Here is a 25,629-nt window from a genome sequence, read left to right as displayed (position 1 = left end):
GATGCCGGTCGTCGCCGACGCCGAGCTGAGCGTCGAGTTCTGCGGCGAGTGGTTCCCGCTCGGCGACGAGCCCTTCGAGATCGGCCGGGAGGGCGCCCTCGACCTCGACGACAATCCGTTCCTGCACCGGCGGTTCCTGCAGGTCGTCCGCGCCGAGGGTCTCTGGTGGCTCTGCAACGTCGGGAGCCGGCTGTCGGCGACCGTCACCGACGGCTCGGGCGGCATCCAGGCCTGGCTCTCACCCGGCAGCCGCCTGCCGATCGTGTTCGGCACGACGATGGTGGTGTTCACGGCCGGTCCGACCACCTACGAGCTGACGCTGTACTCGAGCAGGCCGACCTTCGACTCCGTGCTCGCACCGCGCGCCCTCACCGGGGCGACGACGATCGGCGTGACCCCGTTCACGGCGTCGCAGCGGCTGCTGATCGTCGCCCTCTGCGAGCCGATGCTGCGCCGGGAGGGCACCGGCACGAGCGTGATCCCGAGCTCGGCCAAGGCGGCGGCGCGGCTCGGCTGGACGCAGGCCCGGTTCAACCGCAAGCTCGACAACGTCTGCGAGAAGCTCGCCCGCGTCGGCGTGCAGGGCGTGCGCGGCGAGACCGGCTCGCTGGCCACCCACCGCCGCACCCGCCTGGTCGAGTACGCGGTCACCAGCCGACTGGTCACCCGCGCCGATCTCGCGCTCCTGGACGCGCCGCAGGACGAGCCGGACGAGGACGGGACCGACTGATGCGCCTGAAGCTGACACTCCGACGCGCCTCCGGCTCGAGCACGGACGTCGTCGTCACCGTCGATGCGACCGTCTCGGTCGGCGCGGTGGCCGCGGCCCTGCTTGAGGCCGACCCGCTGCGGACCGACCGCGAGCACGCGGGATCCGGCGGCGGCGGACCGGTCACCCTCGACGTCCTCGGCGCGAGCGGCCTCGACCGCCCGCGCTCGATCCACCCCGATCTCGCGATCGTGGAGGCCGGCATCCGCTCCGGGGGGACCGTGCAGATCTCGCGGGCCGCCGCCGCGGACGGCGCCGACCGGGACCGCGGCCCGGCGGTCGCCGTGCTGCGCGTGCTCTCGGGCCCCGACGCCGGCCGGGAGTTCCCGCTCCCGGCCGGCACCAGCCGTCTCGGCCGGGAGCGCGGGGTCGACGTGCGGCTCTCCGATCCCCTGATCTCCAAGCGGCACGCGAGGGTGAGCATCGGCGAGACGGTGGAGATCATCGACACCAACTCCGCGAACGGCCTCAGCATGGGCGGGCGGCTCGTGCAGCGGGCGATGCTCACCCCGGCCGACGTCGTCGTGATCGGCGACAGCGCCATGAGCGTCGTTCCGCTCGCCCGCCTCGGCGGCGCCCCGCCCACCACTCCGGTGATCGACTTCACCCGCTCGCCGCGGGTCGTCGTGCGGTTCGAGGAGCGCGTGCTCCCCGCCCCGACGCCGCCGTCCCGGCCGACGCCCCAGCGGTTCCCGCTGCTCGCGCTCGTCGCCCCGCTGATCATGGGCGCCGTGCTCTACGTGCTCACGCAGCAGCTGCTGAGCGTGATCTTCGTCGCCCTCAGCCCGCTGCTCGCGATCGGCACCTGGATCGATCACACCGTCACCGCGCGGCGGACCCGGAAGGCGCAGGTCGCCGCGTTCTCCCGCTCGCTCGAGGCCCTCGAGGAGGACGTCCGGGCCGCGCAGGCCGTCGAGCGGGCCGTCCGCCTCGCCGAGCAGCCGTCGGCCGCCGACGCGGTCACCGCGATCGCCCAGCGCGGCGAGGACCTCTGGACCCACCGCCCCGAGCACCGCGGCTTCCTCGCGGTGCGGCTCGGCGTCGGCTCGCTCCCCTCCCGCTGCCGGATCGAGCAGACCGCGGGCAACGACACCGAGCCCGAGTTCCTCCGCGAGCTGGCCGCGACCGTCGAGCGTCACCGCCTCGTGCACGGCGTTCCCGTCGTCGCCGAGCTCCGCAGCAGCGGTGCGCTCGGGATCGCCGGGCCGGCCGCCGTCCGCGCCGATGTCGCCCGCGCGATCGCCGTGCAGCTGGTCGGCACGCACTCGCCGGCCGAGCTCGCCGTCGCGGCGCTCACCTCGCCCGCCTCGCGCCCGACCTGGTCGTGGCTGGAGTGGCTGCCGCACACCGGCTCGGTGCACTCGCCCCTCGCGGGGGAGCACCTCGCCGACAACCCCGGATCCGGCGCATCGCTGCTGTCCCGGCTCGAGGAGCTCGTCGAGGAGCGGCGCGAGGAGGGGCCCGCCCTGCGCGGCTCGGTCGGCCCCGAGGAGGCCGACCGCCTGCCAGATCCCGTGACGCCCGCGGTGATCGTGGTCGTCGAGGACGACGCTCCCGTCGACCGGGCCCGGCTGATCCGGCTGGCCGAGCGCGGGCCGGACGCGGGCGTCCACGTGCTGTGGTGCTCCGCGAGCATCGCCGAGCTCCCCGCCGCCGCCCGCAGCTTCCTGCTCGTCGCCGACCCGGGTTCGCCCGCGACGACCGGGCAGGTCCGGCTCGGCGAGCACTCGCATCCGGTGGTCTTCGAGACGGTCGACGCGAGCACGGCCCTCGCGCTCGCGCGCTCCCTCTCGCCCGTCGTCGACGGCGGAGTCCCGGTCGAGGACTCCTCCGACCTGCCGCGAGAGGTCGCCTACGCCGCACTGGCGGGTCCCGAGCTGATCGCCGCGTCCGGCGCGGTCATCGACCGCTGGCGCGAGAGCAAGTCGATCACCGTGCGCGACGGGTCCGCCCCCGTGCGGCGCCGCTCGGCCGGATCGCTGCGGGCGCTCGTCGGCTCGGCCGGCACCGAGCCGTTCTACCTCGACCTGCGCAGCCAGGGACCGCACGCTCTCGTCGGCGGGACCACGGGAGCCGGCAAGTCGGAGTTCCTGCAGTCCTGGGTGCTCGGCCTCGCGTCCGCCTACAGCCCCGACCGCGTCGCCCTCCTCTTCGTCGACTACAAGGGCGGCGCGGCCTTCGCCGACTGCGTGCAGCTGCCGCACACCGTCGGCCTGGTCACCGACCTCTCGCCGCACCTCGTCCGCCGGGCGCTGACCAGCCTCCGCGCCGAGCTGCGCTACCGGGAGCACCTGCTCAACCGCAAGAAGGCGAAGGACCTCGTCTCGCTCGAGAAGACCGGCGACCCGGAGACCCCGCCGAGCCTGCTGATCATCGTCGACGAGTTCGCCGCGCTGGTGAACGAGGTGCCGGAGTTCGTGGACGGCGTGGTCGACGTCGCCCAGCGCGGCCGCTCGCTCGGTCTGCACCTGATCCTCGCGACGCAGCGGCCGGCGGGCGTCATCAAGGACAACCTGCGCGCGAACACCAACCTCCGCATCGCCCTGCGGATGGCGGACGCCGACGACTCGACCGACATCCTGGGCACGCCGATGGCGGCCTCCTTCGACCCCGGCATCCCCGGGCGCGGGGCCGCCAAGACGGGGCCCGGCAGGATCGCCGGCTTCCAGACCGGCTACGCCGGCGGGCGGACCACCGGTGAGGCGCCGCCGCCCCGGATCGACATCGAGGAGATGGCCTTCGGCTCCGGCACCGCCTGGGAGCAGAGCGCGGTCGAGGCGGAGGAGACCGGGGACCCCGGTCCGACGGACATCGCCCGCATGGTGGCGACGATCGGCCGGGCGGCCGCCGACGCGCGCGTCCCCGCACCGCGGAAGCCCTGGCTCGACGAGCTCGCCCCCGCCTACGACTTCTCGAAGCTGCCGCACCCGCGCACCGACGACCGCCTGCTGCTGGGGGTCGTCGACAGCCCGGAGACGCAGAGCCAGCCGACCGTCTTCTACGAGCCCGACCGCGACGGCAACATGGCAGTCTTCGGCACCGGCGGCTCGGGGAAGTCGACGACCCTGCGCTCGATCGCGGTCGCGGCGGCCGTGACGCCGCGCGGAGGCCCCGTGCAGGTCTACGGCCTCGACTTCGGCGCCAACGGCCTGCAGATGCTCAACGACCTGCCGCACGTCGGCGCGATCGTCCGCGGCGACGACGACGAGCGGGTCGTGCGCCTGCTCCGGATGCTCCGCGACCTCGTCGCCGGCCGCGCCGAGCGCTTCGGCGCCGTCGACGCCTCGACGATCGGGGAGTACCGCCGGCTCGCGGATCGCCCAGACGAACCGCGGATCCTGCTGCTCGTCGACGGCATCGGCGCTTTCCGGGAGGCCTACGAGTACGCCGGCACCAGTGCCTGGTTCAGCGTCTTCACGCAGATCGCGACCGACGGGCGGCAGCTCGGGATCCACATCGTCGTCGCGGGCGACCGTCCCAACTCGGTGCCCACCTCGCTCAACTCGACCATCCAGCGCCGCGTCGTGCTCCGCCTCGCCGCCGAGGACGACTACCTGCTGCTAGGCGTGCCCAAGGACGTGCTCTCCGCCACCTCGCCGCCGGGACGCGGCGTGAGCGAGGGCAGCGAGGTGCAGATCGCCGTGCTCGGCGGCGAGTCGAACGTGGCCATCCAGGCCCGCAAGATCGCCAGCCTGGCCGACGCGATGCGCCGGCAGGGCGCTGTGGCGGCTTCGCCCGTCGAGCGCCTCCCGGAGGTCGTACCTCTTGCCGGCCTGCCGGCCGTCGCATCGTCCGGCGTCTGCATCGGACTCGCCGACGAGGATCTCGCCCCGATCGGAGTGGACGCCTCCGGTGCGTTCCTGGTCGCAGGGTCGCCGGGGGGAGGACGGACGACCGCGCTCGCCTCGCTCGCTGCGGCACTGCGGCGAGGCGGGCGCGGAGCGCGCGTCGTCCACCTCGCCTCTCGGCGGTCCGGTCTCGGGGCCAGGCCCGCCTGGAGTGCCAGCGTCGTCGGGGTCCCCGAGGTCGCGGCGGCGGCCGATTCGCTCACCAGCGAGATCGAGCTCGGACGCTTCGGGCCGGCGGGCAGCGCCCTCGTGATCGAGGGGCTCACCGACTTCACCGGGACCGAGGCCGAGATGGCGCTCGACCGGCTCGTGCGAGCCGGTGTCCGGGCCGGCGTCTTCGTGGTCGGCGAAGGGGAGTCGTCGACATGGAGCCAGTCCTACACGCTCGCGCAGCCCTTCAAGGCGGGCAGGCGAGGCCTCCTGGTCGTTCCCGGCGAGACGGACGGCGACACGCTTCTCGGCACTCCACTCGGCAGGATCCGCCGCGCGGATCTTCCGCCCGGCCGGGGGTTCCTCATCGGTCGCGGCCGGTCGGTGAAGCTGCAGATCGCCACGGACTCGGGCTGAAGCACCCGGGGGGAGGCATGGGCACCCGTGCCCATCGACCCCCCGTCCAGCCCTCGATAACTTCTCCACAGGTCGACCGGGAACCCGCCAGCGGGAGCCGGACGGCCGGAGAACCAAGCCTCCGGATGCTCCGGAGCAACGACGAAAGGACGAACACCATGGCCGTTTGGGGACTCGACGTCGAGCAGGTCCGCCAGCTCTCGAGCAAGCTCAACCAGGAGGCGAGCACGATCCAGCAGGTGCTCTCGACCCTCACGAACCAGCTCGGCAACACGCAGTGGACGGGACCGGACGCGGAGCAGTTCCGCAACGACTGGTCGAGCACGCACGTGGCGGCACTCAACCGCGTCATCAACGCGCTGCAGGACGCTTCGCAGCGCGCCTCGCAGAACGCGTCGGCGCAGGAGAGCGTCTCGAACGGATGACCCGACGGGGGCGGGTTCCGACAGGATCCCGCCCCTCCGGTCGTCCGAGAGCGTCGAGGAGGAGAAGTGATGAGCAGTGGAATGTACGGCGCCGATATGGCGCAGCTGCGCGACCTGGCGCGGCGGCTCCAGTCCGCCAGCGACCAGCTGAACGGCTCGCGCCAGCGCATCGGGAGCGGCATCCGCATCGCCGCCTGGATGGGCCCGGTGGCCGTGCGGTTCCGGATGCTGTGGGACAGCGAGTACAGCCGCCAGGTGCAGAGCGCCTCGGACGCCCTCGAGCGCATCTCGCGGGACGTCCTGAAGCAGGCTGAGCAGCAGGAACGCGCGAGCGCTCGCGACGGCGGTACTCGACTCGGTGGAGGCCGCCCGGACGGGACCACGGTCGGGCAGATCTCGCTGGAGGACTTCTCCGAGGCGATCAGGGCGCTCCTCGGAGTTCACGGACTCGCTTCGGACGGCGCCGCCTATCTCAAGGCCCTGCAGAAGATCGTCGACGCCGGCGGGACCGGGATGAACTCCATCGACGATGTGCTCAAGGAGTTCAAGTCGCTCGGCGGTGTCGCCAGTGCCATCGGATTCCTCTTCAACGGTTGGGACCTCTACTCCGCGGTACGAGACGGGGATACGGGGGACAGGTGGAAGCGGCTCTGGACACCCTTGCGGGAGTCGCCGGACTCTTCATCCCGGGCGCGGGCCTCGCGTGGGAAGGCGGCAAGCTCATCGGCACCGGCATCTACCAGGGCGTGAACACCTTCTACGACAGCCCAGGAGGTGCCCTCGATCAGGGCGCACGGTTCATGTTCGGTGACAGCGCATCGTTCGACACTCTGACCCCTGAGCAGCACATCCGACTCGCCGAGCGCTACGAGGGCCTCGGCGGCTTCGGTCTGTCGATCGTCGACGGAGTAGCGGGCACGACGAACGACTTCTTCTACTGGATGGGGACGAAGCTGTGAAGACGATCAGCACCTTGTTCTCGGCTGAGCTGCTGTTCCTGGCTCAGGCCGAGGACCGTCGCGAGGTTCTCGCTTCGGCGCTCACGAGCGGGCTCTTCGGCGGCGATCTGCTCTCGGCGGACGCGGTCGCGGATGTGGGAGGGGCGACACTCGCTGCCCGCAGCGCGCTGGGCGCGACGGTGGAGGAGGCGGCGCTGGAGGAGGTGCGATCGGCGCTCCGACGGCTTCCCGAAAGCCCCGATCGGCTCCGGGTCGCCCGGGTGCTGATGAGGAGCGGGGAGCGGACGACCATCCTGGTCTGCCTCTCCTCGCGTGACGCGCCGGGCTGCCTCCTCCTCTTCTCTTTCCGGCCGGACGGCTCCGTCGACGTCGTGCTCCCTGAGCCAGGCGCGGTCATCGCCTGGTCGACGATCTTCAGTCGCGTCGAGGCCCCTGACATCGCCATGCTCGAGCGAGCTGCAGGTGGGAGCGCCGACGCGTTCGGATGGGCGAACGGCGTGGTCGGGCAGCGCCGAGCCGGCCGGCACTGGGAGGAGAAAGGGCGGGACGTCACTTTCGAGGCCTACGCGCAGAATGCGATGTCGCTGCTCGGGGAGACCCGTGCCTGAGCGGACGCGGCTCGCGCTGTCCGGCTCGACGGTCTGACATGGCCGGCCGCTCCGTCTCCGTCGCGGTCACCGCGACCGTCGCCGCGCTCGTCGTCGCCGCCGGCGCATGGGCGGCGCTCGCGACGCCGTGGGGGAGCGGCGTCGTCCGCGACGTCGCCTCCGGAGTCGTGCCCGCGAGCCCCGCCGCCCTCACCGGCGACGAGACGTACCTCGCGTCCGAGCTCGAGGCGCTCGTCGTCGGCGGGAGCGTCCTCGGCGAGCTGACCGGAGTGGACCCCGGCGACGGTGAGCTCGGCGTCGAGCGGGTCACCGACTTCCTCGGTGGAGGGATCGAGCCGGAGAGCTGCCGGGCGATCCTCGACGCCGACGCTCTCCACCCCGCCGGGTACCGCTCGCGCACGGGCGCCGGCTTCGAGAGCGAGCTGCTCCTGCTGCCCAGCGTGACTGCTGCCGCGGACCGCTACGGCGATCTGCTGCGTGCGTCGGGGCGCTGCCACCGCATCGAGGAGCGATCGCAGGACTACGACCTGCTCCGGACGACGACCTGGATCGAGAGCGGGACCGGGTCCGCGCCCTCGGACGGGCCCGACGATGCGGTGCACTGGTTCGCCGGCGTCCGCAGCGACGACGTCGGAGTCACGACGGCCGTGGTCACGGCGACCACGGGGAACGTGCTCCAGGTCTTCCGGCTCGTGCAGTCGCCGGACTCCTCCGGGCTCGGCAAGGCGGTCGCCGAGCGGCTCGCCCGATCCGCGTTGCTGGCTCTGCAGAACCGAGCGGACGGGGCGTCCGCGGTCGGCTACGCCTCCGGCACGCCCGTAACGCCGGACCCCGAGCCGACCGGCCTGTGGGCGCTCTCGCAGGACGGCCTGCCGGAGGCGCCGGCGACGGCGCTCTCGCCCGCCTTCTTCTCCTCCGCTCCTGTGCCGGCGCTCTGCGAGTTCGACGCGGGGACCCTCGTCGACGGCGTCCTGCCGACTCCCGCGGACGAGCCGGGCGGCGTGTACCTGCACGACGAGGGCGTCTCGACGGGGGCGCACCTCGCCGTCCTCGCAGCACCGACCACCGCGGACGCCGCTGGCGTCTCGGTGATCGGCTGCAGCCACGGCGGAGTCAACTGGCCCGACTCACTCGTCTTCTACGCTGCCGACGGACGCGTCCTCGATGCGATCGGACTTCCCGAGATCGTCCCTGGCGGCTATCGCGACCAGGTGCTCGACCTGACTGCCGACGCCTATGGAGGCTTCCGAGTCTCCTGGTACTGGGAGGACCTCGGCGGCTCGCAGCCCACCCGCCCGGTCACCGCGACGATGCGCTGGGACGGCACGCGTCTCGTGATCGCCGACGTGCTGATCGGCGAGCGCTCCACATGACGCCGACGTCTTCTTCTTCGCCACCCGCTCCGACTCCGAGGACGACACGATGACCCCACGCTCCTCCGGCTCCCCGCGCCCCGCAGGCAGCAGGGCCTGGATCCTGCCGACCGCCGCCGGCGCGCTCGTGCTGCTGACGCTCGTGACGGGCGCCGTGCTGACGGTGCCGACGCTCCTCGGTGGCGGCTCCGGCCTGCCCTTCCCCGGCGCTGCGGTGGAGCCCTCGACGAACGCCGCGGTCGACCCGGAGCCGGTCGACGCCGTCCCGAGCGCCGCCGGAATCCCGGCCGCCGACGCCCCCGCCGCGGCCCCGGACCCGGACCCGGGCGGCGTCCCGACGATGCTCATCCTCGACGCCTCCGGCTCGATGGTCCGCGACGTCCCGACGGGCGGCACCCGCATGGACGCCGCCCGGGCCGCCGCGACGACCCTCGTCCAGGGACTCGATCCGGCGAGCGAGCTCGGGCTGACGGTCTTCGGCACCGGCACCGGCAACTCGGACGCCGAGCGGGCGGCCGGCTGCTCCGACGTGACCGTCCTCCAGCCGGTCCAGCCCGTCGACACCGTCGGCTTCACGGCGGCGATCGCCGGCATCGTCGAGTCGGGCTTCACCCCGATCGGCCCGGCGCTGCGCTCGGCGGCGGAGCAGCTGCCCACCGACGAGCTGGCGACGATCGTCCTCGTCAGCGACGGCGTCGACACCTGCTCGCCGCCGTCCTCCTGCGAGGTCGCGGGCGAGGTGCTGAAGGCGCATCCGCTGCTCTCGATCGAGGTCATCGGCTTCGCGGTCGACGCCGACGAGCAGGCGCAGTCGCAGCTGCAGTGCATCGCGACCCTCGGCTCCGGCAGCTACGTCGACGCGGCCGACGCTGACCAGCTCGCAGCACGGCTGCGGGCGGCGACCGCGACCGGCGACCTCGTGACGGCCGAGGGCTACGGCAGGGCCCGCCTCGGGATGACCCTCGAGCAGGCGCGCTTCGCGCTCGACGGCTTCTCGGTGACGAGCGAGACCGTCGAGGTCGTCCTGGTCGAGTGCTCCTTCGCGACGCTCGAGTTCCGCGGTGGCGTGCTCACCGCCATCACCCCGAGGACCGGAGCATCGACCGCGGACGGGGTCGCGGTCGGCGCCGATGTCGCCGCCGCGCAGGCGATCTACGGCGCTCCGTCCGCGCCGGTCGCCGTCGACGACGGCTGGTCGGCCGACTTCGCCGCCGCCCCGGGCAGCGCGAGCGGCTACCGGATCGTCTACGACGGCTCCAGCGGCGGAGCGGTCGCGGGGACGATCCGCCGCATCGTCGTCTGCACCTGCGGACCCGACGCCTCGGCGGCCAGCCTCACGACGTCGCTCGTCTCGTCCTGGGAGGTGACGCTCGACGCCGTGGGGCCGATCGGGCTCGGCGAGTCGTTCGACGACGTGGAGGTCGACGTGCCGCTCGTCAGCGAGGGGCTGCCCGAGTACTGCACGTGGGCCCGGTACATCGACACCGGGAGCGACGCCGTCTCCGTGGACGTCGTGGCCCGGGCGGACAGCGACGAGCACCGGGTCCTGATGGTCGTGGTCCAGGGCTCGTCGGCCTTCGCGCCGGCCCCGCGGAGCTGGCGCGACATCGGCTTCGGCTCGTCCCTCGCGGAGCTGCTGGCCGCGCACCCCGATATGGCGGTGATGCGCGACGAGATGTACGGCGACTACGCCGTGGTCAGCGGGGCGTCCGGCAGCTCGCTCTTCTTCCACCTCGAGCGGGACTACGTGGACGGCATCACCCTCGCCGAGGGCTCGGTCCCGCCCTACGAGTGGTGCGCGTGAGTCGCGCGGCGGTCCGCCTCGGCTGAGGTCGAGGGGGAGCGGGGGCTCAGGAAGCCGCCTTCTCCTCCTCCGCTTCGGCCGTCGAGGCCGCCTTCTTCGCGGCGGGCTTCTTCTTCGGGGTGATCTTCTCCGGAGCGGCCTTCTCGTCGTCGGTCTTCGCGGCGCTCTTCTTCGCCGGCGGCTTCTTGGCGGCGGTCTTCCTCGGCGCCGAGTCCTCGTCGGCCGAGGCGTCCTCGTCGGCCTTCTTCCTCGTCGTCCGCTTCTTCGCCGGCGCCTTCTCCTCGGGGTCCGCCTTCGCCCCCGCCTTCGCCCCGCGGCTGCGCTCGACCGAGCGCTTCAGCGCCTCCATCAGGTCGAGCACCTCGCCGCCGCCCTCCTCCTCGGGCTTCTCGCCGAAGGTCGCGGAGGTGTCGAGGGCGTCGCCCTGCTCGATCTTCGCGTCGATGAGGGTGCGCAGCTCGGCCTGGTAGGAGTCCTGGAACTTCGACGCGTCGAAGTCCTCCGAGTAGGAGTCGACCAGGTGCGCCGACATCTCGAGCTCGCGCGCCGCGATCCGAGTGGTGCCCTCCAGCGACGGGAACTCGACCTCCCGCACCTCGTCCGCCCAGAGCAGGGTCTGCAGCATCAGGAGCTTGCCGCGCACGCGCAGCGCGGCGAGGCGGGTCTTCTGCCGCAGCGCGAACTCGACGATCGCGGTGCGGTCCGTCTGCTCGAGGGTGCGGCGCAGCAGGACGTAGGCCTTGGGGGAGGAGGAGTCGGGCTCCAGGATGTAGGCGCGGTCGAACATGATCGGGTCGACCTGCTCGCTGGGCACGAACTGCACGACGTCGATCTCGCGGTCGCGCTCCTCCGGCAGCGCCTTGAGCTCGTCCTTGGACAGGACCACGGTGCGCTCGCCGTCGTCGTAGGCCTTGTCGATGTGGTCGAAGGTGACGACCTCGCCGCAGATCTCGCACTTGCGCTGATACCGGATCCGTCCGCCGTCCTTGTCGTGGACCTGGTGCAGCGGGATGTCGTGGTCCTCGGTCGCGCTGTAGATCTTCACCGGCACGTTGACCAGGCCGAAGGTGATCGCGCCCTTCCAGATGGCTCGCATGCGCCCAGTGAACACCGTGTCCCCCGGCCGCCGGAAGCCCTGTCGGACGTGAGGGAGCCCCCGACCGTCGAAGGGACCCGCCGCAGCTCGACGGTCCGGGGTCCCCTCAGGGCGGAACGACGGAGCCGCCCGGTCGTCGCGGAGCGACGGCCGGACGGCTCCGGGGCGGTGGCGGCTAGCCGCGCTCGGCGCTCCGGCGGCGCAGCGCGGCGAGCAGGAGCCCGCCGACGCCGCCGGCGATCAGCAGTCCGCCGAGACCCAGCGGCAGGCCGACGTCGGCTCCCGTCGAGGCCAGGGGCGGGCGGCCGCCGGGGTGCGGCGCCACGGCGGTCGGCGTGCTGCTCGGGGCGGGAGCGGCCGTCGGCGCGGTGGTGGGCGCGGTCGTCGGGGCGACGGTCGGCTGCGCGGTCGGAGCGACGGTCGGCTCGGCGGTCGGGGCCACGGTGGGCTCCGGCGTCGGGGTCGGCGTGGTCGGGTCCTTCTCGGCGTCGATCGCGGAGGTGTCCGCGGCGAACGAGGCGGTCACGAAGGCGATGGCCTTCGACGTGATGCCGAGCGCCTCCTGGTTGATGTTGTCGATGTCGTCGGCGGCGGAGTGGTAGTTCGGGTCGTGCGTGATGCCGGCGGTGCCGCCGAACAGCGCGACCTCCTCCTCCGTCTTGACGTCGTCAGCGCCGGTGAAGACGCCCGAGGACGGGATGCCGACCGAGATGAAGCCGTCGTAGTCGCTGCGGCCGTCGAACGCGGTGTCGATCCAGGGCTGGTCGATCGAGTCGAAGTAGTCGGTGAACGCCTTCTCGGTCGCGATCGAGCCGGCGGGCACGTCCACGGGGGCCTCGTAGGTGGACTGGTCCGCGTCGTAGACGGAGATCACGTAGTTCGGCGAGGCGACCATGTCGAAGTTCATGTAGGTCGCGATCTTCGAGGCGTCCTCCTCCGTCAGGGAGTCGACGTAGGTGTAGGAGCCGACCAGGCCCACCTCCTCGGCGCCCCACCAGGCGAAGCGGACCGCGTTGGTCGTGTCGCCCGCGGCGGCCAGCTGCACGGCCGTCTCGAGCAGCGTCGCGGATCCGGAGCCGTTGTCGTTGATGCCGGGGCCGGCGGGCACGCTGTCGAGGTGCGCGCCGAGCATGACCACGTTGTCGTGGTCGCCGCCCGGCGTCTCCGTGACGATGTTGAAGGTCTCCACCTCGGTCGTCGTCTGGTCGATGAGGACCGAGACGCTCGCGGGGAGCGACGCCAGCAGCGCCTGCCCCTCGGCCTGCGTGACGCCGACGCCGGGGACGGCGGCCGCGTCCTGTCCGCCGAACGTCCCGTTGAGGGCGTCGCTCGGCGCGTTGTCGTAGATGATGATCGCGGCGGCGCCGGCGGCACCGGCGGCGACCGACTTCTCGAGGAAGCTGCAGGAGCCGCGGCTGACGAGCGCGATCTTCCCGGTGGCGTCGAGGCCGGTCCAGGCGTCCGTGGTGCAGCCGAGCGGATCGACGGGGGCGATGAGCTCGCCGGTCACGCCGCCCTCGGGCGTCGACGGAGTGAACTCCATCGGCGTGCCGACGGCGCCGGTGCCGGTGGTCAGCGTGAACGCGTCGATCGTCTGCGTCGCGGTGGTGAAGTCCTGGCGCTGCGTCGTGTAGCCGGCGTCCGCGAGGACCTCCTCGACGTACGCGCCGCTCAGCTCGTAGCCCGGAGTGCCGATCGCGCGGGTGCCGCCGTTGGCGTCCGCGATCGACTGGAGCGCCTCCAGGTGGGTCATGATGCCGTCGACGGTGACGGTGTCGGCGAAGTCGACCGGCTCGACGGCGCTCGCCGTCGGCGCGAAGGCGAAGCCGGCGACGAGGGCGCCCGCTCCGATCATCGCGCTCGAGCCGATCAGCGAGCGGCGTCGGCGGCCACTCGGGGTGTTCGTGGTGGTTCGCGCCACTGGGGCTCCCTCTCCTCGAGAACGGGCCGCCGCGTCGGCGGCCCCGACGCGGGCCTCCCGAGACTGGGAGGGGATCGCGTCCTCTGCGAGGGTATTCACAGGAAACGGTGCGGCCCAGTCCCCCCTGCCAGATTTCATCCGGACGAAACACGGACCGGCCGGCGGGCCGGTCAGGCCGTCGCCGGGCTCTCGGCCCACTCGCGGAGCATCGCGAGCGTCTCCTCCGGACGGTCGCGGTGGGGGCTGTGACCTGCGCCCGCCACGACCGCGTACCGGATGCGCGGATTCGCGCGCAGCACCAGGGCGGCGAGGGAGGGAGGGAGCAGCGTCTCGACCTGCGGGTCGCCGGCCAGCACGAGGACCGGCGGGCGGAGGCCCGGCAGGTCCGCCAGCAGGTCCCACGGGTCGTTGTCGTCGATCGTCGCGGCGACCGCGGCCGGATCGGCGGCCCGCACCGCGGCGAGCTTCTCGGCCCGGTCCCGCTCGTCCCAGAGCGGCTGCGCGACAGCGAGCTCCTCGGCCGAGACCGCGAGACCGGCGAGCTCGCCCGCGCGGACGGCGGCCCGCTGCTCCGGGGCGAGCCGGAGCACCGGGTCCAGCAGCGCCAGGCGCCCCGCCCAGCCGGACTCGCGGGCGGCGGCGCGCACCGCGACCGCTCCGCCGAGCGAGTGCCCGACGACGAGGTCGAACGGTCCCCGCGCGAGGGCGTCGTCGGCGTAGGCGTCGTGGCGGGCGGAGCCGCCGCGCGGCCCGTCGCCGTGTCCGCGCAGGTCGGGAGCGGAGACGCTCCAGCCCGCCGCGGTCAGCTCGCGGCTCAGCCGCCACCAGGTGCGGCCCGAGCCGCCCAGGCCGTGCAGGAGCAGGACCCTGCCCGCCGTCATCGCCGGAGCCTCAGTCGAAGCGCGGGTCGCGGCCGGTGCGCTCACCGGTCGCGAGCCCGGCGATCGCGGCGAGGTCCTCGTCGTCCAGGGCGAAGCCGAAGACGTCCAGGTTCTCGCGGATCCGCTCCGGCGTCACCGACTTCGGGATCACGACGACGCCGAGCTGCACGTGCCAGCGCAGCACCGCCTGCGCCGGCGAGACGCCGTGCTTCGCGGCGACGCGGGCCAGGGCCGGCTCGTCGAGGAGGCGCCCGCGGGCCAGCGGCGACCACGCCTCGGTGACGATCCCGTGGGCGGCGTCGAAGGTGCGCAGCTCCTCCTGGGGCAGCCGCGGGTGCAGCTCGACCTGGTTGATCGCCGGCACCACTCCCGTCTCGTCGAGCAGGCGCTGCACGTGCTCCTCGGCGAAATTCGAGACGCCGATCGAGCGGGCCCGCCCCTCGCTCTGCAGGCGCTCGAGGGCGCGGTAGGTGTCGACGTAGCGGTCGCGCGAGGGGATCGGCCAGTGCACGAGGTAGAGGTCGACGTAGTCGGTGCCGAGCAGCTCGAGGCTCCGGTCGAAGGCGGCGAGCGTCTCGTCGAAGCCGTGGTCGTCGTTCCAGACCTTGGTCGTCACGAAGACCTGCTCGCGGGGGAGGCCGCTCGCGCGGATCCCCTCGCCGACTCCGCGCTCGTTGCCGTAGAGGGTGGCGGTGTCGACGTGCCGGTAGCCGGCCTCCAGGGCGACGGCGACCGTGCGGGCCGCCTCCCCGTCGCCGATCTTGTAGACGCCGAGCCCGAGCTGGGGGATCGCGCGGCCGTCGTTGAGGGGGATCAGGGGGACGCTCATGCCTCCCATGCTGGCACGCGCCTCAGACGCTCCAGTCGAGCTCGCCGTGCGGTCCCACGTGCACGTCGTCCTCGATCAGCGCCGCGAGACCGGCCACCCCGAAGAGGAGGCGCCGCTCGGCGCGCTCCGCGTCACTGCGCTCGTCGATGCCGCGCGCGGCGAAGTGCACGTCGTGGCCCGCCTGCAGGCCCTCGACGCCGAGCCGGCCGCGGAGCGCGCGCACGGGGCGCCGGCCGATGCCGAGTCCGCGCCAGAGGGAGCCCGTCTCGAGGACCACCGCCGTCTCGGAGGCGACGACCCCGTGCTGCTCGCGGTGCGCGGTGAGCTGCCACCCGTAGCCGAGGTGGTGCAGGCGGGTCGAGTGCGGGCCGCGCCAGGCGTGAGAGGACTCCTCGCGGCGGAAGTAGACGGGACTCGGGCGGAAGGACCCCTGCCAGAGCGCGGCGGCGAGCTCCGTGCACCACTCCGGGGTCTCCGGATCGGACCAGGGGTCGAGGAGGTCGGTCCGGGCGGCGGCGCGCCGGTGCTCGCGCACCAGCTCCTCCGCGTCCTCCCGCAGTCCCATGCCGTCCCCTCGTCGTCGTGGGCCTTCACCCTAGGGTGTCCGACAGGCGCCGGACAACCGGGGTGGCGGCCTAGGAGGGCAGCGTGACCGGCTCGGTGTCGGGCAGCGGGCTGGCGTCGCGCCCGCGGAGATCCGGGTGGTACCGGCGGCCGAGCAGGGGCACCAGGAAGCCGACCAGGGCGAAGGCAGCGGCGACGACGATGGCGGCGGTCGGCCCGGCCTGGTCGATCTGCACGCCGGCGATCGCGGAGCCCAGCGCCGCGCCGATCAGCTGACCGGTGCCGACCCAGCCGTAGGCCTCCGCCGTGTCCGAGAAGCGCACGCTCGAGGCGGTGATCGCGAACAGCGCCGCGAGAGCGGGGGCGATGCCGATGCCGGCGAGGAACAGCGTGACGCACAGCCACCAGAAGTCGGTCGAGACCGCCGCCAGGCCCATGCCGACCGTGACGATCAGCATCCGCCGCGCGGTCGCCCACCGGCTGATCGGGATGTGGCCGAGGGCGAGGCCGCCGACCAGGGAGCCCGCCGCGAACACGGCGAGCACGACACCCGACTCGACTCCGCCCTCGCCGAACACCGCGACCACGCCCGCCTCGACCGCCGAGCAGGCGCCGATCAGGAGGAAGCCGACGACCGTGGCCAGCAGCACCGGGGGCTTCGTGAGCACCACGCCGAGGCGGCGCTTCGAGCGCGGGATGCGGACGCGGCCCACCTCGGGCGAGGCGATGAACCAGATCCCGCCGCCGATCAGGAACGCGGCGGCGGTCAGGATGCCCGCGACCGTCGACACCTGGATCGACACGAGCGTCGCCAGCACCGGGCCGAGCACCCAGATGATCTCCTGCGCGGAGGCGTCGAGCGAGAAGAGCGGGGTCAGCTGCGAGCTGGTGACCATCTTGGGGTAGATGGTCCGCACGGCCGGCTGCACCGGCGGCATGCTCAGGCCGGCGACGAACCCGATCACGACGAACTGCCACACCTCGAGCGGGAGCACGGCCATCGCGATGATCGCGCCCGCGCAGACCACGAGGGTGATCGTCAGCACGCGGCGCATCCCGAGCCGCCCCATCAGGCGGCTGGTCAGCGGCCCGGCGATGGCCTGCCCGATCGACATCGAGCCGAGCACCAGGCCGGCGGCGGCGTAGGAGTGGTGCACCCGCTCCACGTGCAGGAGGAACGCCAGCGAGAGCATCCCGAACGGGAAGCGCGCGGTCAGCTGCGCGAGGATGATGCGCCCCACCCCGGGGGTCTTCAGGAGATCGGTGTAGCTGCCCACCGGACGACACTAGCGCTCCGGAGGGGACTGCGGTTCGTCGAGGGAGACCGCTGCCCGAGGGTCCCTCGACGGGTCGCGGTTCCCTCGGCGGAGGGGCGCGTCAGCCGGCCAGCACCTTGCGGATCCGCTGCAGCGACACGCTCTCGGCGGTGCCGAGCGACTGCGCGAAGAAGCTCACCCGCAGCTCCTCGATCATCCAGCGGGCGCGCGCGATCCGCTCCGGGGCGTGCGCGGGCAGCGGCACGACGCCGCCTGCCGAGCGGTAGAGCTCCTGGGCCGCCTGCACCTCGTTCAGCCAGACGCGGTCGCGCCCGACGTTCTCGGCGATCTTTCCGAAGCGCTCGGTGATCCCGCCGAGGTAGCGCGGGAGGTGCCGCAGCCGCTCCACTCCGGTCGCCGAGACGAAGCCCGGGTAGACCAGGCCGGAGAGCTGCTCCCGCGCATCCGTGAGGGCGGGCAGGAGCGCCATGCTCGTCGAGGCCTTGAGCGCCTTCTCGACGCCCCGGGCGGTGGTGAGGATCGTCGTGACCGTCTTCACGGTCTCGAACATCGCGTCCATGACGCTCGCCGAGACCCGGTCGCGCACGGCGTCGAACTCGGCGCGGAGGAAGAGCATCCCGTCGGGCTTCATCCGCCAGAGGACCGCGTCGACGCAGGCGAGCAGGCAGTCGGTGAAGAGCGCGGTCGTGTTCTGGTACGGGCTCTGCGCGAGCACGAGCTTCTCGTTCGAGGTGAGGTGCTGCTGCACGTAGGCGACGGGGCTCGGCGTCGCGAGCAGGAGGAGGCGGCGGACGCCTCGCGGGTGCTCGCGCGCCTGGTCCTCGGCCGTGGCGAGCAGGCGGATCGAGACCGAGTCGCCGTCGTCGATCAGGGCGGGGTAGGCGCGGATGGTGTTCCTGCCCTGCCGGGTGTCGGTGACGCGGGGCAGCTCCGGCATGTCCCAGGTCTTCAGGCCCCGGCGCTCGAGCGCGTCGGGGACCCGGGCCTCGACCACGCGGGCGACCTCGTCGCGGACCCGGCCGCGCAGGCGCTCGGCCAGCGGGGCGAGCTCCTTGCCGGCGGCGACCGTGCGCCCCCGCTCGTCGGCGACGGCGAAGGTGACCCGCAGGTGCGAGGGGATGCGCTCGAGGTCGAAGTCCTCGGGCTGCACCACCACGCCGGCCTCGCGGCGGATCGCTCCGGCCAGGGTCGCCGCGAACGACTCCGTCGGCGGGTTCGGCACGTCGTGCGGCAGGGACGCGGTGAGCTTGCGCGCCCAGTCGTTCGCGGGCACCACGTTCCGGCGCAGGTGCTTGGGCAGCGCCTTGATCATCGCGGTGACCAGCTCGGCCCGGAGTCCCGGCACCAGCCAGTCGAAGCCGAGGGGCGTCACGCGGGGCAGGAGCGCGAGCGGCACGTGCACCGTCACTCCGTCCTCCTCCGTCCCCGGCTCGAACCGGTACGAGAGGCGGAAGCGCTGGTCGGCCTGGCGCCACTGCGTGGGGAACGCGGTCTCGTCGATCTGCTCCGCGTCCTCGGGGAGGAGCGTCTCCTGCGTCATCGTCAGCAGATCGGGCTCGTCGTGCTGGGTCGTCCGCCACCAGGAGTCGAACGAGCGCACCGAGGTGATGTCGCGGGGGAGCCGGCGGTCGTAGAAGTCGAACACGGCCTCGTCGTCGACGAGCAGGTCGCGGCGGCGCGTGCGCTCCTCCAGCCGCTCGAGCTCGGCCCGCAGGGCCCGGTTCTTGCGGTCGAAGGCGTGGCGCGACTCCCACTCGCCCTCGACGAGGGCGTGCCGGATGAACAGCTCGCGTGCGTACGAGGCGTCGATCCGCGAGAACTGGACGCGGCGGCGGGCGATGATCGGCACGCCGTAGAGCGTGACCTTCTCGTAGGCGACGGCCGCGCCCTGCGACTTCTCCCAGTGCGGCTCGCTGAACTGCCGCTTGACGAGGTCGCCCGCGATCGCCTCGGCCCAGGCCGGATCGATCGCGGCGTTCGAGCGGGCGAAGAGGCGGCTGGTCTCGACCAGCTCGGCGCTCATCACCGCGTCGGGGAGCTTCTTGGCCAGGGCGCTGCCGGGGAAGATCGAGAACTTCGCGTTGCGGGCGCCGATGTACTGCACGTTCTGGCGCTCGCGGCTCTTCGCCGCTCGCTGCGCCTGCTGCGAGGTGGTGTCCTTGATGCCCAGGTGCGAGAGCAGGCCGGCCAGGAGGCTCCGGTGGATCCCGTCGGGGTCGACCTTCGGCTCGCCCAGCTCGAGCTTGAGGGGGCGCGCGAGCTGGCGCAGCTGGCGGAACACGTCCTGCCACTCGCGCACGCGCAGGTAGTTGAGGTACTCGGCCTTGCACAGGCGCCGGAAGGCGCTCGAGGAGAGCTCCTCCTGCTTCTCCTCGACGTAGTTCCAGAGGTTCAGCAGGGTGAGGAAGTCGCTGGTGGGATCGACGAAGCGCGCGTGCTGCTGGTCGGCCTGCGCGCGGCGCTCGAGAGGGCGCTCGCGGACGTCCTGGATCGTGAGGCCCGCGACGATCGCCATCACCTCGCGGCTGACGCCGTGGCGGCGCGACTCGATCACCATCCGGCCGAAGCGCGGATCGATGGGGAGCCGCGCGAGGTCGCGCCCGATGCGCGTGAGCTGCGGCGCGGCCTCCGCCCCCTTGCGCGGGACGCCGCTCGAGTGCGCGTTCGGCGGCGTGCCGCGCACCGGAGCGGCGTCTCGCGGCGCGGCGGAGGCGGCGGAGGGGGAGCCGGGGACGCGGAGGGCGCCGAGCTCCGTGAGCAGGTCGAGGCCGTCCTTGATGCCGCGGGAGTCGGGCGGAGTGAGGAACGGGAACGAGGCGATGTCGCCCAGTCCGAGCGAGATCATCTGCAGGATGACCGCGGCCAGGCCCGTGCGGAGGATCTCGGGATCGGTGTACTCGGGGCGGCGGAGGTAGTCCTCCTCGGAGTAGAGGCGGATCGCGATGCCCGCGCTGGTGCGGCCCGAGCGGCCGGAGCGCTGGTTCGCGGAGGCCTGCGACACCGCCTCGATCGGCAGCCGCTGCACCTTCGAGCGGGCGCTGTAGCGCGAGATGCGGGCCGTGCCGCCGTCGATCACGTAGCGGATCCCGGGGACGGTGAGGCTCGTCTCCGCCACGTTGGTCGCGAGCACGACGCGGCGGCGGACGCCGGGGGTGCGCCCCTTCTCGAAGACGCGGTGCTGATCGGCCGCCGACAGGCGCCCGTAGAGGGGGAGCACCTCGGTGCCCGGCAGGTTCCGACCGCGGATGGCGTCCTCGGCGTCGCGGATCTCGTTCTCGCCAGAGAGGAACACCAGGACGTCGCCCGGATCCTCGCGCGCCAGCTCGGATAGGGCGTCGGCGATGCCGGTCATCAGGTCGCGGCTGCCGCTCGTCGCGTCGGGGACGTCGGTGTCGTCGTCCTCCTCCGGCTCCTCGGCGACCAGCGGGCGGTAGCGGATCTCGACCGGGTAGGTGCGGCCGGAGACCTCGATGATCGGCGCGGGCTCGCCGGCGGCGTCGGCGAAGTGGGCCGCGAAGCTCTGCGGATCGATCGTCGCCGAGGTGATGATCACCTTCAGGTCGGGGCGCTGCGGCAGCAGGCGGTGCAGGTAGCCCAGGAGGAAGTCGATGTTGAGGCTGCGCTCGTGCGCCTCGTCGATGATGATCGTGTCGTACCGGCTGAGCATCCGGTCGTGGTTCATCTCGTTGAGCAGGATGCCGTCGGTCATCAGCTTGATCCGCGTCGAGGCGGACGCCTTGTCGGTGAACCGGACCTGGTAGCCGACCAGCCCGCCGACCTCGTCGTCGAGCTCCTCCGCGATGCGCTCGGCGATGGTGCGCGCGGCGATGCGCCGGGGCTGCGTGTGCGCGATGCTCTCGCGGCCGAGCTCCAGGCAGATCTTCGGCAGCTGGGTCGTCTTGCCCGATCCGGTCGCGCCGGCGACGATGACCACCTGGTGGTCGCGGATCGCGGCGGCGATGTCGTCGCGCCGCGCCGACACGGGGAGTTCGGGCGGGTAGCGGATGCTGAGCACGTCTGACATGAGCCCTCCATCCTACGCCGCGTGCGACAATGCCCTGTCTCGTGAAACATCGCGGGCCACCCTGCCCGGTCGGGCGCTCCGGCGCCGGTCGACCGCGGCGCACGATCCCGTGGAGCACCCCGATGAATCCGCAGTCCCTGCTGGTCGTGCTGAACATCGTGCTGCTGCTCTTCGCGATCAGGGGCGTGCTGTCGAACCCGAGGCTCTCGAAGGTCGCGAAGGTCTCCTGGGTGGCGTTCATCGTGATCGCGCCGTTCATCGGCAGCCTCGCCTACCTGGCGGTGGGCCGTCGCGGCGGGAGCGGCGGAGGCGGCACGGTCGTGCGCGGCACGGAGCGGCCGTCGGGCTGGTTCTTCGAGCGCTGAGCGGCCGGGCGGCCGGGCGGCGGGGGAGATCCGCGGACGTCGGCGCCCCGCGGACCTCCTGACCCTCCGTCCCGCGGCAACCCCCTGACCGCAGGCTCCGTCCGCGTCTAGCGTGGAGCGCATGGCCGATCGTCTGCGCTCCAGTGTCAGCCCCTACCTCCGCTCGCACGCGGACAATCCGGTCGACTGGTTCCCCTGGGGCGAGGAGGCGTTCGCCGAGGCGGTGCGCCGCGACGTCCCGGTGATGGTGTCCATCGGCTACTCCACCTGCCACTGGTGCCACGTGATGGCGCGGGAGTCGTTCTCGGATCCGGTGCTCGCCGCGCGGCTGAACGCGGACTTCGTCGCGGTGAAGGTCGACCGCGAGGAGCACCCGGACGTCGACACGGCCTACCTGACGGCCGCGAGCGCGTTCACCCGACAGCTCGGCTGGCCGCTGACGGCCTTCGCCACCCCCGCCGGCGAGACCTTCTTCGCCGGCACCTACTTCCCGCCGCGCGCCGTCGGCGGCGTGCCCGCCTTCTCGGACGTCCTCGACGCGGTCTCGGAGGCGTGGCGGCTGCGGCGCGAGGAGGTGCAGGCGACGGCGGGCGGCCTGGCCGCGGCCCTGCGCGAGGCGACCGCGGCGCTGCCCGCCGATGCCGCGCTGCCCGGCGACGCCGAGCTCGACGGCGCCGTCCGCGCACTCGAGGACGAGGAGGACCGGGTGCACGGCGGCTTCGGCGGCGCCCCGAAGTTCCCGGTGGCTCCCGTGCTCGGGTTCCTGGCCTCGCGGCCCTCGGGAGCGGCGCTCGCCGAGCGCACGCTGCTCGCGCTGGCCGCGTCCCCGCTCCGCGACCGCGACGGGGGCTTCTTCCGCTACGCGACGCAGGCCGACTGGAGCGATCCGCACTACGAGCGGATGCTGTACGACAACGCGCAGCTGCTCGACGTCGCGGCCGTCCTGCTCGGGCACGACGGCGCCCGGGTGGAGGAGCTGACCGGAATCGCGGAGGGCGTCGCCGCGTTCCTCCTGACCACTCTCGAGCGGCCGGGCGGCGGCTTCGCATCGGCGCAGGACTCGGAGAGCATCGTCGACGGCCAGCGCTCGGAGGGCGGCTACTACCTCGCCGAGGACCGGTCCCGCCTCGCGCCTCCCGCTCTCGACGAGAAGGTCGTCACCGGCTGGAACGGCCTGGCGATCCGCGCGCTCGCCCGCGCCGGACGCGTGCTCGGACGGGAGGAGTGGATCGACGCCGCCCGGCGCGCGGCGGACGCGGTGCTGCAGCGGCACCTCGTCGACGGCCGCGTCACGGTGCGCGCCTCCCTCGACGGTGCCGTCTCCGCGGCCCGCCCGGCGCTGGAGGACCTCGGGATGCTGGCCGGCGGGCTCCTCGAGCTCGCCCTGGCGGAGGGCCGCCCGCGCTACGCGGTCGCGGCGCGCACCCTGATCGACGGCGCGCTCGACGCGGCCGACGGCCCGCTGCCGTTCGCGCTGCCCGGGGGAGGAGACCCGGCGCTGACCGCGCGGGGACTCCTGCTCGCGGCCGACCCCTCCGAGGGCGCCTACCCCTCCGGCCTGTCGGCGACTGCGGACGCGGCGCACGAGCTGTACCTGCTCACCGGATCGCAGCGCTACCGGGAGGCGGCCGAGGCGGTCGTCGCCTCGATCGCTCCGGGCGCGGTCCGCCGGCCGATGGGCTTCGGCGCCGTGCTCGGGCTCGCTTCGCGGCTGGCTCGCCCGGTGAGGCAGCTGGTCGTCGTGGGCCCCGGAGCGGCGGAGGCGGTGCAGGGCGCCCGGTCCGCCGGGATCGGCGTGCTGGTCGGCGTGTCCGACGAGGGCGCCCGGGACTGGGCGGACGCGGGCTTCGAGCTGTTCGAGGGGCGGATCTCGCGGGAGGGGCTGCCGACCGCCTACTCCTGCGAGGCCTTCGTCTGCGCCCTGCCGACGACCCGCCTCCCGGAGGAGCTGCTCACGCGGCCGTGACCACCAGCGGCGCCTCGGGGTCGGCGGCCCACTCGTTGAGCGAGCCGTCGTAGACGACCGCCGTGTCGACTCCGAGCACCGCCAGTGCGAGCGCATCGGCCGTCGCGGCGATCCCGCCGCCGCAGTAGAGGACGATTCGCTCGGCCTGGAGAGCGTCTCCGAACAGAGACCGCAGCCGCTCCGGCGGCAGGAGCGTGTTGTCGGCCCGGTCGACGAGCCGCCCGGCGGGGACGCTCCGCGAGCCCGGCAGGTGTCCGAGGCGGGGTCGGCGCCCCTCCTCCCCGGTGAACTCCTTCGGCGGGACCGCGCAGACCAGCGCCCCGGGAGCCTCGCCGCGCACCACGCTCTCGACGCCGGCCTTGTCGATCCAGAGCGGCCGCTCCTCGCGCACACTGATGCCTCCGCTCTCCGCGGGCTCGACGTGCCCCGTCTCGATCGGGCGCTCCTCCCGCCGCCAGGCCGGGAGCCCGCCGTCGAGCACCGCGACGGCGTCGTGCCCGGCCGAGCGCAGCAGCCACCACAGGCGCGAGGCCCACTGGCCGACCGCGGAGTCGTACACGACGACCACCGAGTCGTCGTCGATGCCGAGCGCGGCGGTCGCGGCGGCGAAGCGCTCCGGGTCGAGCCGGGTGAAGGGCAGGGGAGCCGCCGGATCGGACAGCTGCTCGAGCAGGTCGCCGAACACGGCGCCGGGGACATGCCCCTCGAGGAGGTACTGCTCGTCGCCGCTGAGGTAGCCGGGCCGCCCGTCGAAGCCGGGCACGAGCAGCACGCTGGCGTCGACGACGACGAGGTGCTCGCGGCCGAGCTGGTCGGCGAGCCACTGGGTCGAGACGATCGGCCGGGCGAGGTACGGGGCGGAGGAGGTGCTCACCCGCCCCACGGTAGGCGCGACCGCCGACAGGCGCGCCCCCGTGCGTCACGCACGGTCACGGACGCCGCCGGGCGCTCAGCACTCGATGACGTTGACCGCGAGGCCGCCCTCGCTCGTCTCCTTGTACTTCGACGACATGTCGATGCCGGTCTGGCGCATCGTCTCGATGACCGCGTCGAGCGAGACGCGGTGGTCGCCGTCGCCGTGCAGCGCGAGGCGGGCCGCGCTCACGGCGGTGGAGGAGGCGATCGCGTTCCGCTCGATGCAGGGGATCTGCACGAGCCCGCCGACCGGGTCGCAGGTCAGTCCGAGGTGGTGCTCCATCGCGATCTCGGCCGCGTTCTCGACCTGGCGCGGACTGCCGCCGAGCACCGCGCAGAGCGCTCCGGCGGCCATCGCGCAGGCCGAGCCGACCTCGCCCTGGCAGCCCGCCTCCGCACCGGAGATCGAGGCGTTCGTCTTGCAGAGCGAGCCGATCGCGGTGGCGGTGAGGAGGAAGCGGCGCAGCCCCGCGCGGTCGGCGCCCGGGACGAAGCGGAGGTAGTAGTGCCCGACGGCGGGGATGATGCCCGCCGCTCCGTTCGTCGGAGCCGTCACGACGCGCCCGCCTGCGGCGTTCTCCTCGTTCACCGCGAGGGCGAAGGCGTGGAGCCACTCCACCGAGGTCGCGCGGGCGCGGTCGAGCGGATCCTCCTCGAAGGCCTCGAGCCGCTCGCGGAGCACCGAGGCCCGGCGGCGGACGCCCAGGCCGCCCGGCAGCACGCCGTCGGTCGCCAGGCCGTGCTCGACGCAGGCGGCCATGGCGTCCCAGATCGCGTCGAGGCGGGCGTCGATGTCGACCCCGGGGTGCAGAGCGCGCTCGTTCGCGGCGGCGATCTCGGCGATGCCGGAGCGGGTCCGATCGCAGGTCGCCAGCAGGTCGAGCCCGGAGACGAAGGGGTAGGGGTGCGGGGCCAGCGCAGCCAGCTCGGCACGCTCGCCCGCGCGCCGGATGAAGCCGCCGCCGATCGAGTAGTAGGTCTCCTCCCACACCGGCAGCGCGTCGTCGCCGACCCAGACGCTGAAGGTGAGGGCGTTCGGGTGCTCCGGCAGCCTCGTGCGCGGCTCGAAGACGACGTCGTCGCGCGTCATCGCGAGGCGCTGCTCGCCGGCCAGCAGGATCGTCCCCTCCGCGTCGAGGCGCTGCCATGCCCCGCGCACCAGCGCCGGGTCGCACGTCTCGGGGTCCAGGCCGGCGAGACCGGCGACCACCGCGTCGGGGGTGCCGTGGCCGATCCCGGTGGAGCCGAGCGAGCCGTAGAGGGTGCAGCCCACCCGGCTCACACGGCCGAGGAGCCCGGCGTCGCGGATCCGCTCGGCGAGGGCGAGGGCGGCGCGCATCGGCCCGACGGTGTGCGAGCTGGACGGGCCGATCCCCACGCTGAACAGGTCGAGGACGGAGACGTAGGCGCTCATCCACCGAGACTACGCCGGGGCCGG

19 protein-coding genes are annotated in these 25,629 nt (G+C 73.4%); 10 read left to right on the top strand and 9 right to left on the bottom strand.

The window, feature by feature from the left end; all coding sequences use genetic code 11:
- Position 1: 1 nt before the first annotated feature.
- The 8 genes from C5C37_RS01290 (at position 2) to C5C37_RS01260 (ending at position 10,353) form a co-directional block, all read left to right on the top strand.
- On the top strand, positions 2-730 hold the full coding sequence (locus tag C5C37_RS01290; protein WP_104262901.1) for a hypothetical protein: 729 nt from the start codon (positions 2-4) through the stop codon (positions 728-730).
- On the top strand, positions 730-5,184 hold the full coding sequence (locus C5C37_RS01285) for an FtsK/SpoIIIE domain-containing protein (RefSeq protein ID WP_104222291.1): 4,455 nt from the start codon (positions 730-732) through the stop codon (positions 5,182-5,184). The genes C5C37_RS01290 and C5C37_RS01285 overlap by 1 nt, the downstream gene beginning before the upstream one ends.
- Positions 5,185-5,342: 158 nt before the next feature.
- A complete protein-coding gene (locus C5C37_RS01280) occupies positions 5,343-5,609 on the top strand; it encodes a WXG100 family type VII secretion target (RefSeq protein ID WP_104222293.1) in 267 nt (88 codons plus the stop codon).
- An 81-nt stretch (positions 5,610-5,690) separates the two neighbouring features.
- Positions 5,691-6,359: a WXG100 family type VII secretion target gene (locus C5C37_RS01275; RefSeq protein ID WP_146085140.1), complete on the top strand. Its 669-nt coding sequence runs from the start codon at positions 5,691-5,693 to the stop codon at positions 6,357-6,359.
- A gap of 50 nt (positions 6,360-6,409) precedes the next feature.
- Positions 6,410-6,568, top strand: a complete 159-nt coding sequence (locus tag C5C37_RS17305; RefSeq protein ID WP_181127342.1) for a hypothetical protein — start codon at positions 6,410-6,412, stop codon at positions 6,566-6,568.
- On the top strand, positions 6,565-7,176 hold the full coding sequence (locus C5C37_RS01270; protein ID WP_104222297.1) for a hypothetical protein: 612 nt from the start codon (positions 6,565-6,567) through the stop codon (positions 7,174-7,176). The genes C5C37_RS17305 and C5C37_RS01270 overlap by 4 nt, the downstream gene beginning before the upstream one ends.
- A 38-nt stretch (positions 7,177-7,214) precedes the next feature.
- Positions 7,215-8,549 (top strand): hypothetical protein, encoded by a 1,335-nt coding sequence (locus C5C37_RS01265; RefSeq protein ID WP_104338295.1) that lies wholly within the window; start codon positions 7,215-7,217, stop codon positions 8,547-8,549.
- A gap of 49 nt (positions 8,550-8,598) precedes the next feature.
- Positions 8,599-10,353, top strand: coding sequence for a VWA domain-containing protein (locus C5C37_RS01260; protein WP_104338294.1), 1,755 nt, complete (start codon positions 8,599-8,601; stop codon positions 10,351-10,353).
- Positions 10,354-10,399: 46 nt separating this feature from the next.
- Here the strand turns inward: C5C37_RS01260 and C5C37_RS01255 are convergent, their stop codons facing one another.
- The 7 genes from C5C37_RS01255 to hrpA all read right to left on the bottom strand — a co-directional run bounded on the left by C5C37_RS01255 (position 10,400) and on the right by hrpA (position 20,945).
- The gene (locus C5C37_RS01255) at positions 10,400-11,449 is read right to left on the bottom strand and encodes a Ku protein (protein ID WP_104262866.1); all 1,050 of its coding nucleotides are present in this window, start codon (positions 11,447-11,449) and stop codon (positions 10,400-10,402) included.
- 175 nt (positions 11,450-11,624) lie between these two features.
- Positions 11,625-13,370, bottom strand: coding sequence for a M28 family peptidase (locus C5C37_RS01250; RefSeq protein ID WP_104338293.1), 1,746 nt, complete (start codon positions 13,368-13,370; stop codon positions 11,625-11,627).
- Between the two features lie 170 nt (positions 13,371-13,540).
- The gene (locus tag C5C37_RS01245; RefSeq protein WP_146084575.1) at positions 13,541-14,251 is read right to left on the bottom strand and encodes an alpha/beta fold hydrolase; all 711 of its coding nucleotides are present in this window, start codon (positions 14,249-14,251) and stop codon (positions 13,541-13,543) included.
- A 10-nt stretch (positions 14,252-14,261) separates the two neighbouring features.
- Positions 14,262-15,080 carry an aldo/keto reductase gene (locus C5C37_RS01240; RefSeq protein ID WP_104262863.1) on the bottom strand — a complete coding sequence of 273 codons (819 nt, stop codon included), beginning with the start codon at positions 15,078-15,080 and terminating at the stop codon, positions 14,262-14,264.
- Positions 15,081-15,102: 22 nt separating this feature from the next.
- On the bottom strand, positions 15,103-15,645 hold the full coding sequence (locus C5C37_RS01235) for a hypothetical protein (RefSeq protein WP_104233702.1): 543 nt from the start codon (positions 15,643-15,645) through the stop codon (positions 15,103-15,105).
- Positions 15,646-15,715: 70 nt separating this feature from the next.
- The gene (locus tag C5C37_RS01230; RefSeq protein WP_104222308.1) at positions 15,716-16,921 is read right to left on the bottom strand and encodes an MFS transporter; all 1,206 of its coding nucleotides are present in this window, start codon (positions 16,919-16,921) and stop codon (positions 15,716-15,718) included.
- 100 nt (positions 16,922-17,021) lie between these two features.
- Positions 17,022-20,945, bottom strand: coding sequence for an ATP-dependent RNA helicase HrpA (gene hrpA, locus C5C37_RS01225; protein WP_104338292.1), 3,924 nt, complete (start codon positions 20,943-20,945; stop codon positions 17,022-17,024).
- Between the two features lie 122 nt (positions 20,946-21,067).
- Between hrpA and C5C37_RS01220 the strand changes: the two genes are divergently transcribed.
- Together C5C37_RS01220 and C5C37_RS01215 are read left to right on the top strand one after the other, a co-directional pair.
- Positions 21,068-21,310 (top strand): PLDc N-terminal domain-containing protein, encoded by a 243-nt coding sequence (locus C5C37_RS01220; protein WP_160033960.1) that lies wholly within the window; start codon positions 21,068-21,070, stop codon positions 21,308-21,310.
- Between the two features lie 121 nt (positions 21,311-21,431).
- Entirely contained in the window at positions 21,432-23,276 is a 1,845-nt protein-coding gene (locus C5C37_RS01215) for a thioredoxin domain-containing protein (protein WP_104247352.1), read from the top strand.
- Here C5C37_RS01215 and C5C37_RS01210 read toward each other — a convergent pair.
- Together C5C37_RS01210 and C5C37_RS01205 are read right to left on the bottom strand one after the other, a co-directional pair.
- Positions 23,263-24,150 (bottom strand): sulfurtransferase, encoded by an 888-nt coding sequence (locus C5C37_RS01210; protein WP_146085137.1) that lies wholly within the window; start codon positions 24,148-24,150, stop codon positions 23,263-23,265. The genes C5C37_RS01215 and C5C37_RS01210 overlap by 14 nt on opposite strands.
- 75 nt (positions 24,151-24,225) lie before the next feature.
- Positions 24,226-25,605 (bottom strand): L-serine ammonia-lyase, encoded by a 1,380-nt coding sequence (locus tag C5C37_RS01205; protein ID WP_104247354.1) that lies wholly within the window; start codon positions 25,603-25,605, stop codon positions 24,226-24,228.
- Positions 25,606-25,629 lie beyond the last annotated feature (24 nt).

Source organism: Rathayibacter sp. AY1F9, from assembly GCF_002932155.1.
GTDB lineage: Bacteria > Actinomycetota > Actinomycetes > Actinomycetales > Microbacteriaceae > Rathayibacter.
This window is presented reverse-complemented; position numbering and strand designations above follow the sequence as displayed.

Bases quoted from the DNA above. Each gene is read 5' to 3' on its own strand.
- C5C37_RS01290 (WP_104262901.1), top strand. From the start codon at position 2: ATGCCGGTCGTCGCCGACGCCGAGCTGAGCGTCGAGTTCTGCGGCGAG.
- C5C37_RS01285 (WP_104222291.1), top strand. From the start codon at position 730: ATGCGCCTGAAGCTGACACTCCGACGCGCCTCCGGCTCGAGCACGGAC.
- C5C37_RS01280 (WP_104222293.1), top strand. From the start codon at position 5,343: ATGGCCGTTTGGGGACTCGACGTCGAGCAGGTCCGCCAGCTCTCGAGC.
- C5C37_RS01275 (WP_146085140.1), top strand. From the start codon at position 5,691: ATGTACGGCGCCGATATGGCGCAGCTGCGCGACCTGGCGCGGCGGCTC.
- C5C37_RS17305 (WP_181127342.1), top strand. From the start codon at position 6,410: ATGTTCGGTGACAGCGCATCGTTCGACACTCTGACCCCTGAGCAGCAC.
- C5C37_RS01265 (WP_104338295.1), top strand. From the start codon at position 7,215: ATGGCCGGCCGCTCCGTCTCCGTCGCGGTCACCGCGACCGTCGCCGCG.
- C5C37_RS01260 (WP_104338294.1), top strand. From the start codon at position 8,599: ATGACCCCACGCTCCTCCGGCTCCCCGCGCCCCGCAGGCAGCAGGGCC.
- C5C37_RS01255 (WP_104262866.1), bottom strand. From the start codon at position 11,449: ATGCGAGCCATCTGGAAGGGCGCGATCACCTTCGGCCTGGTCAACGTG.
- C5C37_RS01245 (WP_146084575.1), bottom strand. From the start codon at position 14,251: ATGACGGCGGGCAGGGTCCTGCTCCTGCACGGCCTGGGCGGCTCGGGC.
- C5C37_RS01240 (WP_104262863.1), bottom strand. From the start codon at position 15,080: ATGAGCGTCCCCCTGATCCCCCTCAACGACGGCCGCGCGATCCCCCAG.
- C5C37_RS01235 (WP_104233702.1), bottom strand. From the start codon at position 15,645: ATGGGACTGCGGGAGGACGCGGAGGAGCTGGTGCGCGAGCACCGGCGC.
- hrpA (WP_104338292.1), bottom strand. From the start codon at position 20,945: ATGTCAGACGTGCTCAGCATCCGCTACCCGCCCGAACTCCCCGTGTCG.
- C5C37_RS01220 (WP_160033960.1), top strand. From the start codon at position 21,068: ATGAATCCGCAGTCCCTGCTGGTCGTGCTGAACATCGTGCTGCTGCTC.
- C5C37_RS01215 (WP_104247352.1), top strand. From the start codon at position 21,432: ATGGCCGATCGTCTGCGCTCCAGTGTCAGCCCCTACCTCCGCTCGCAC.
- C5C37_RS01205 (WP_104247354.1), bottom strand. From the start codon at position 25,605: ATGAGCGCCTACGTCTCCGTCCTCGACCTGTTCAGCGTGGGGATCGGC.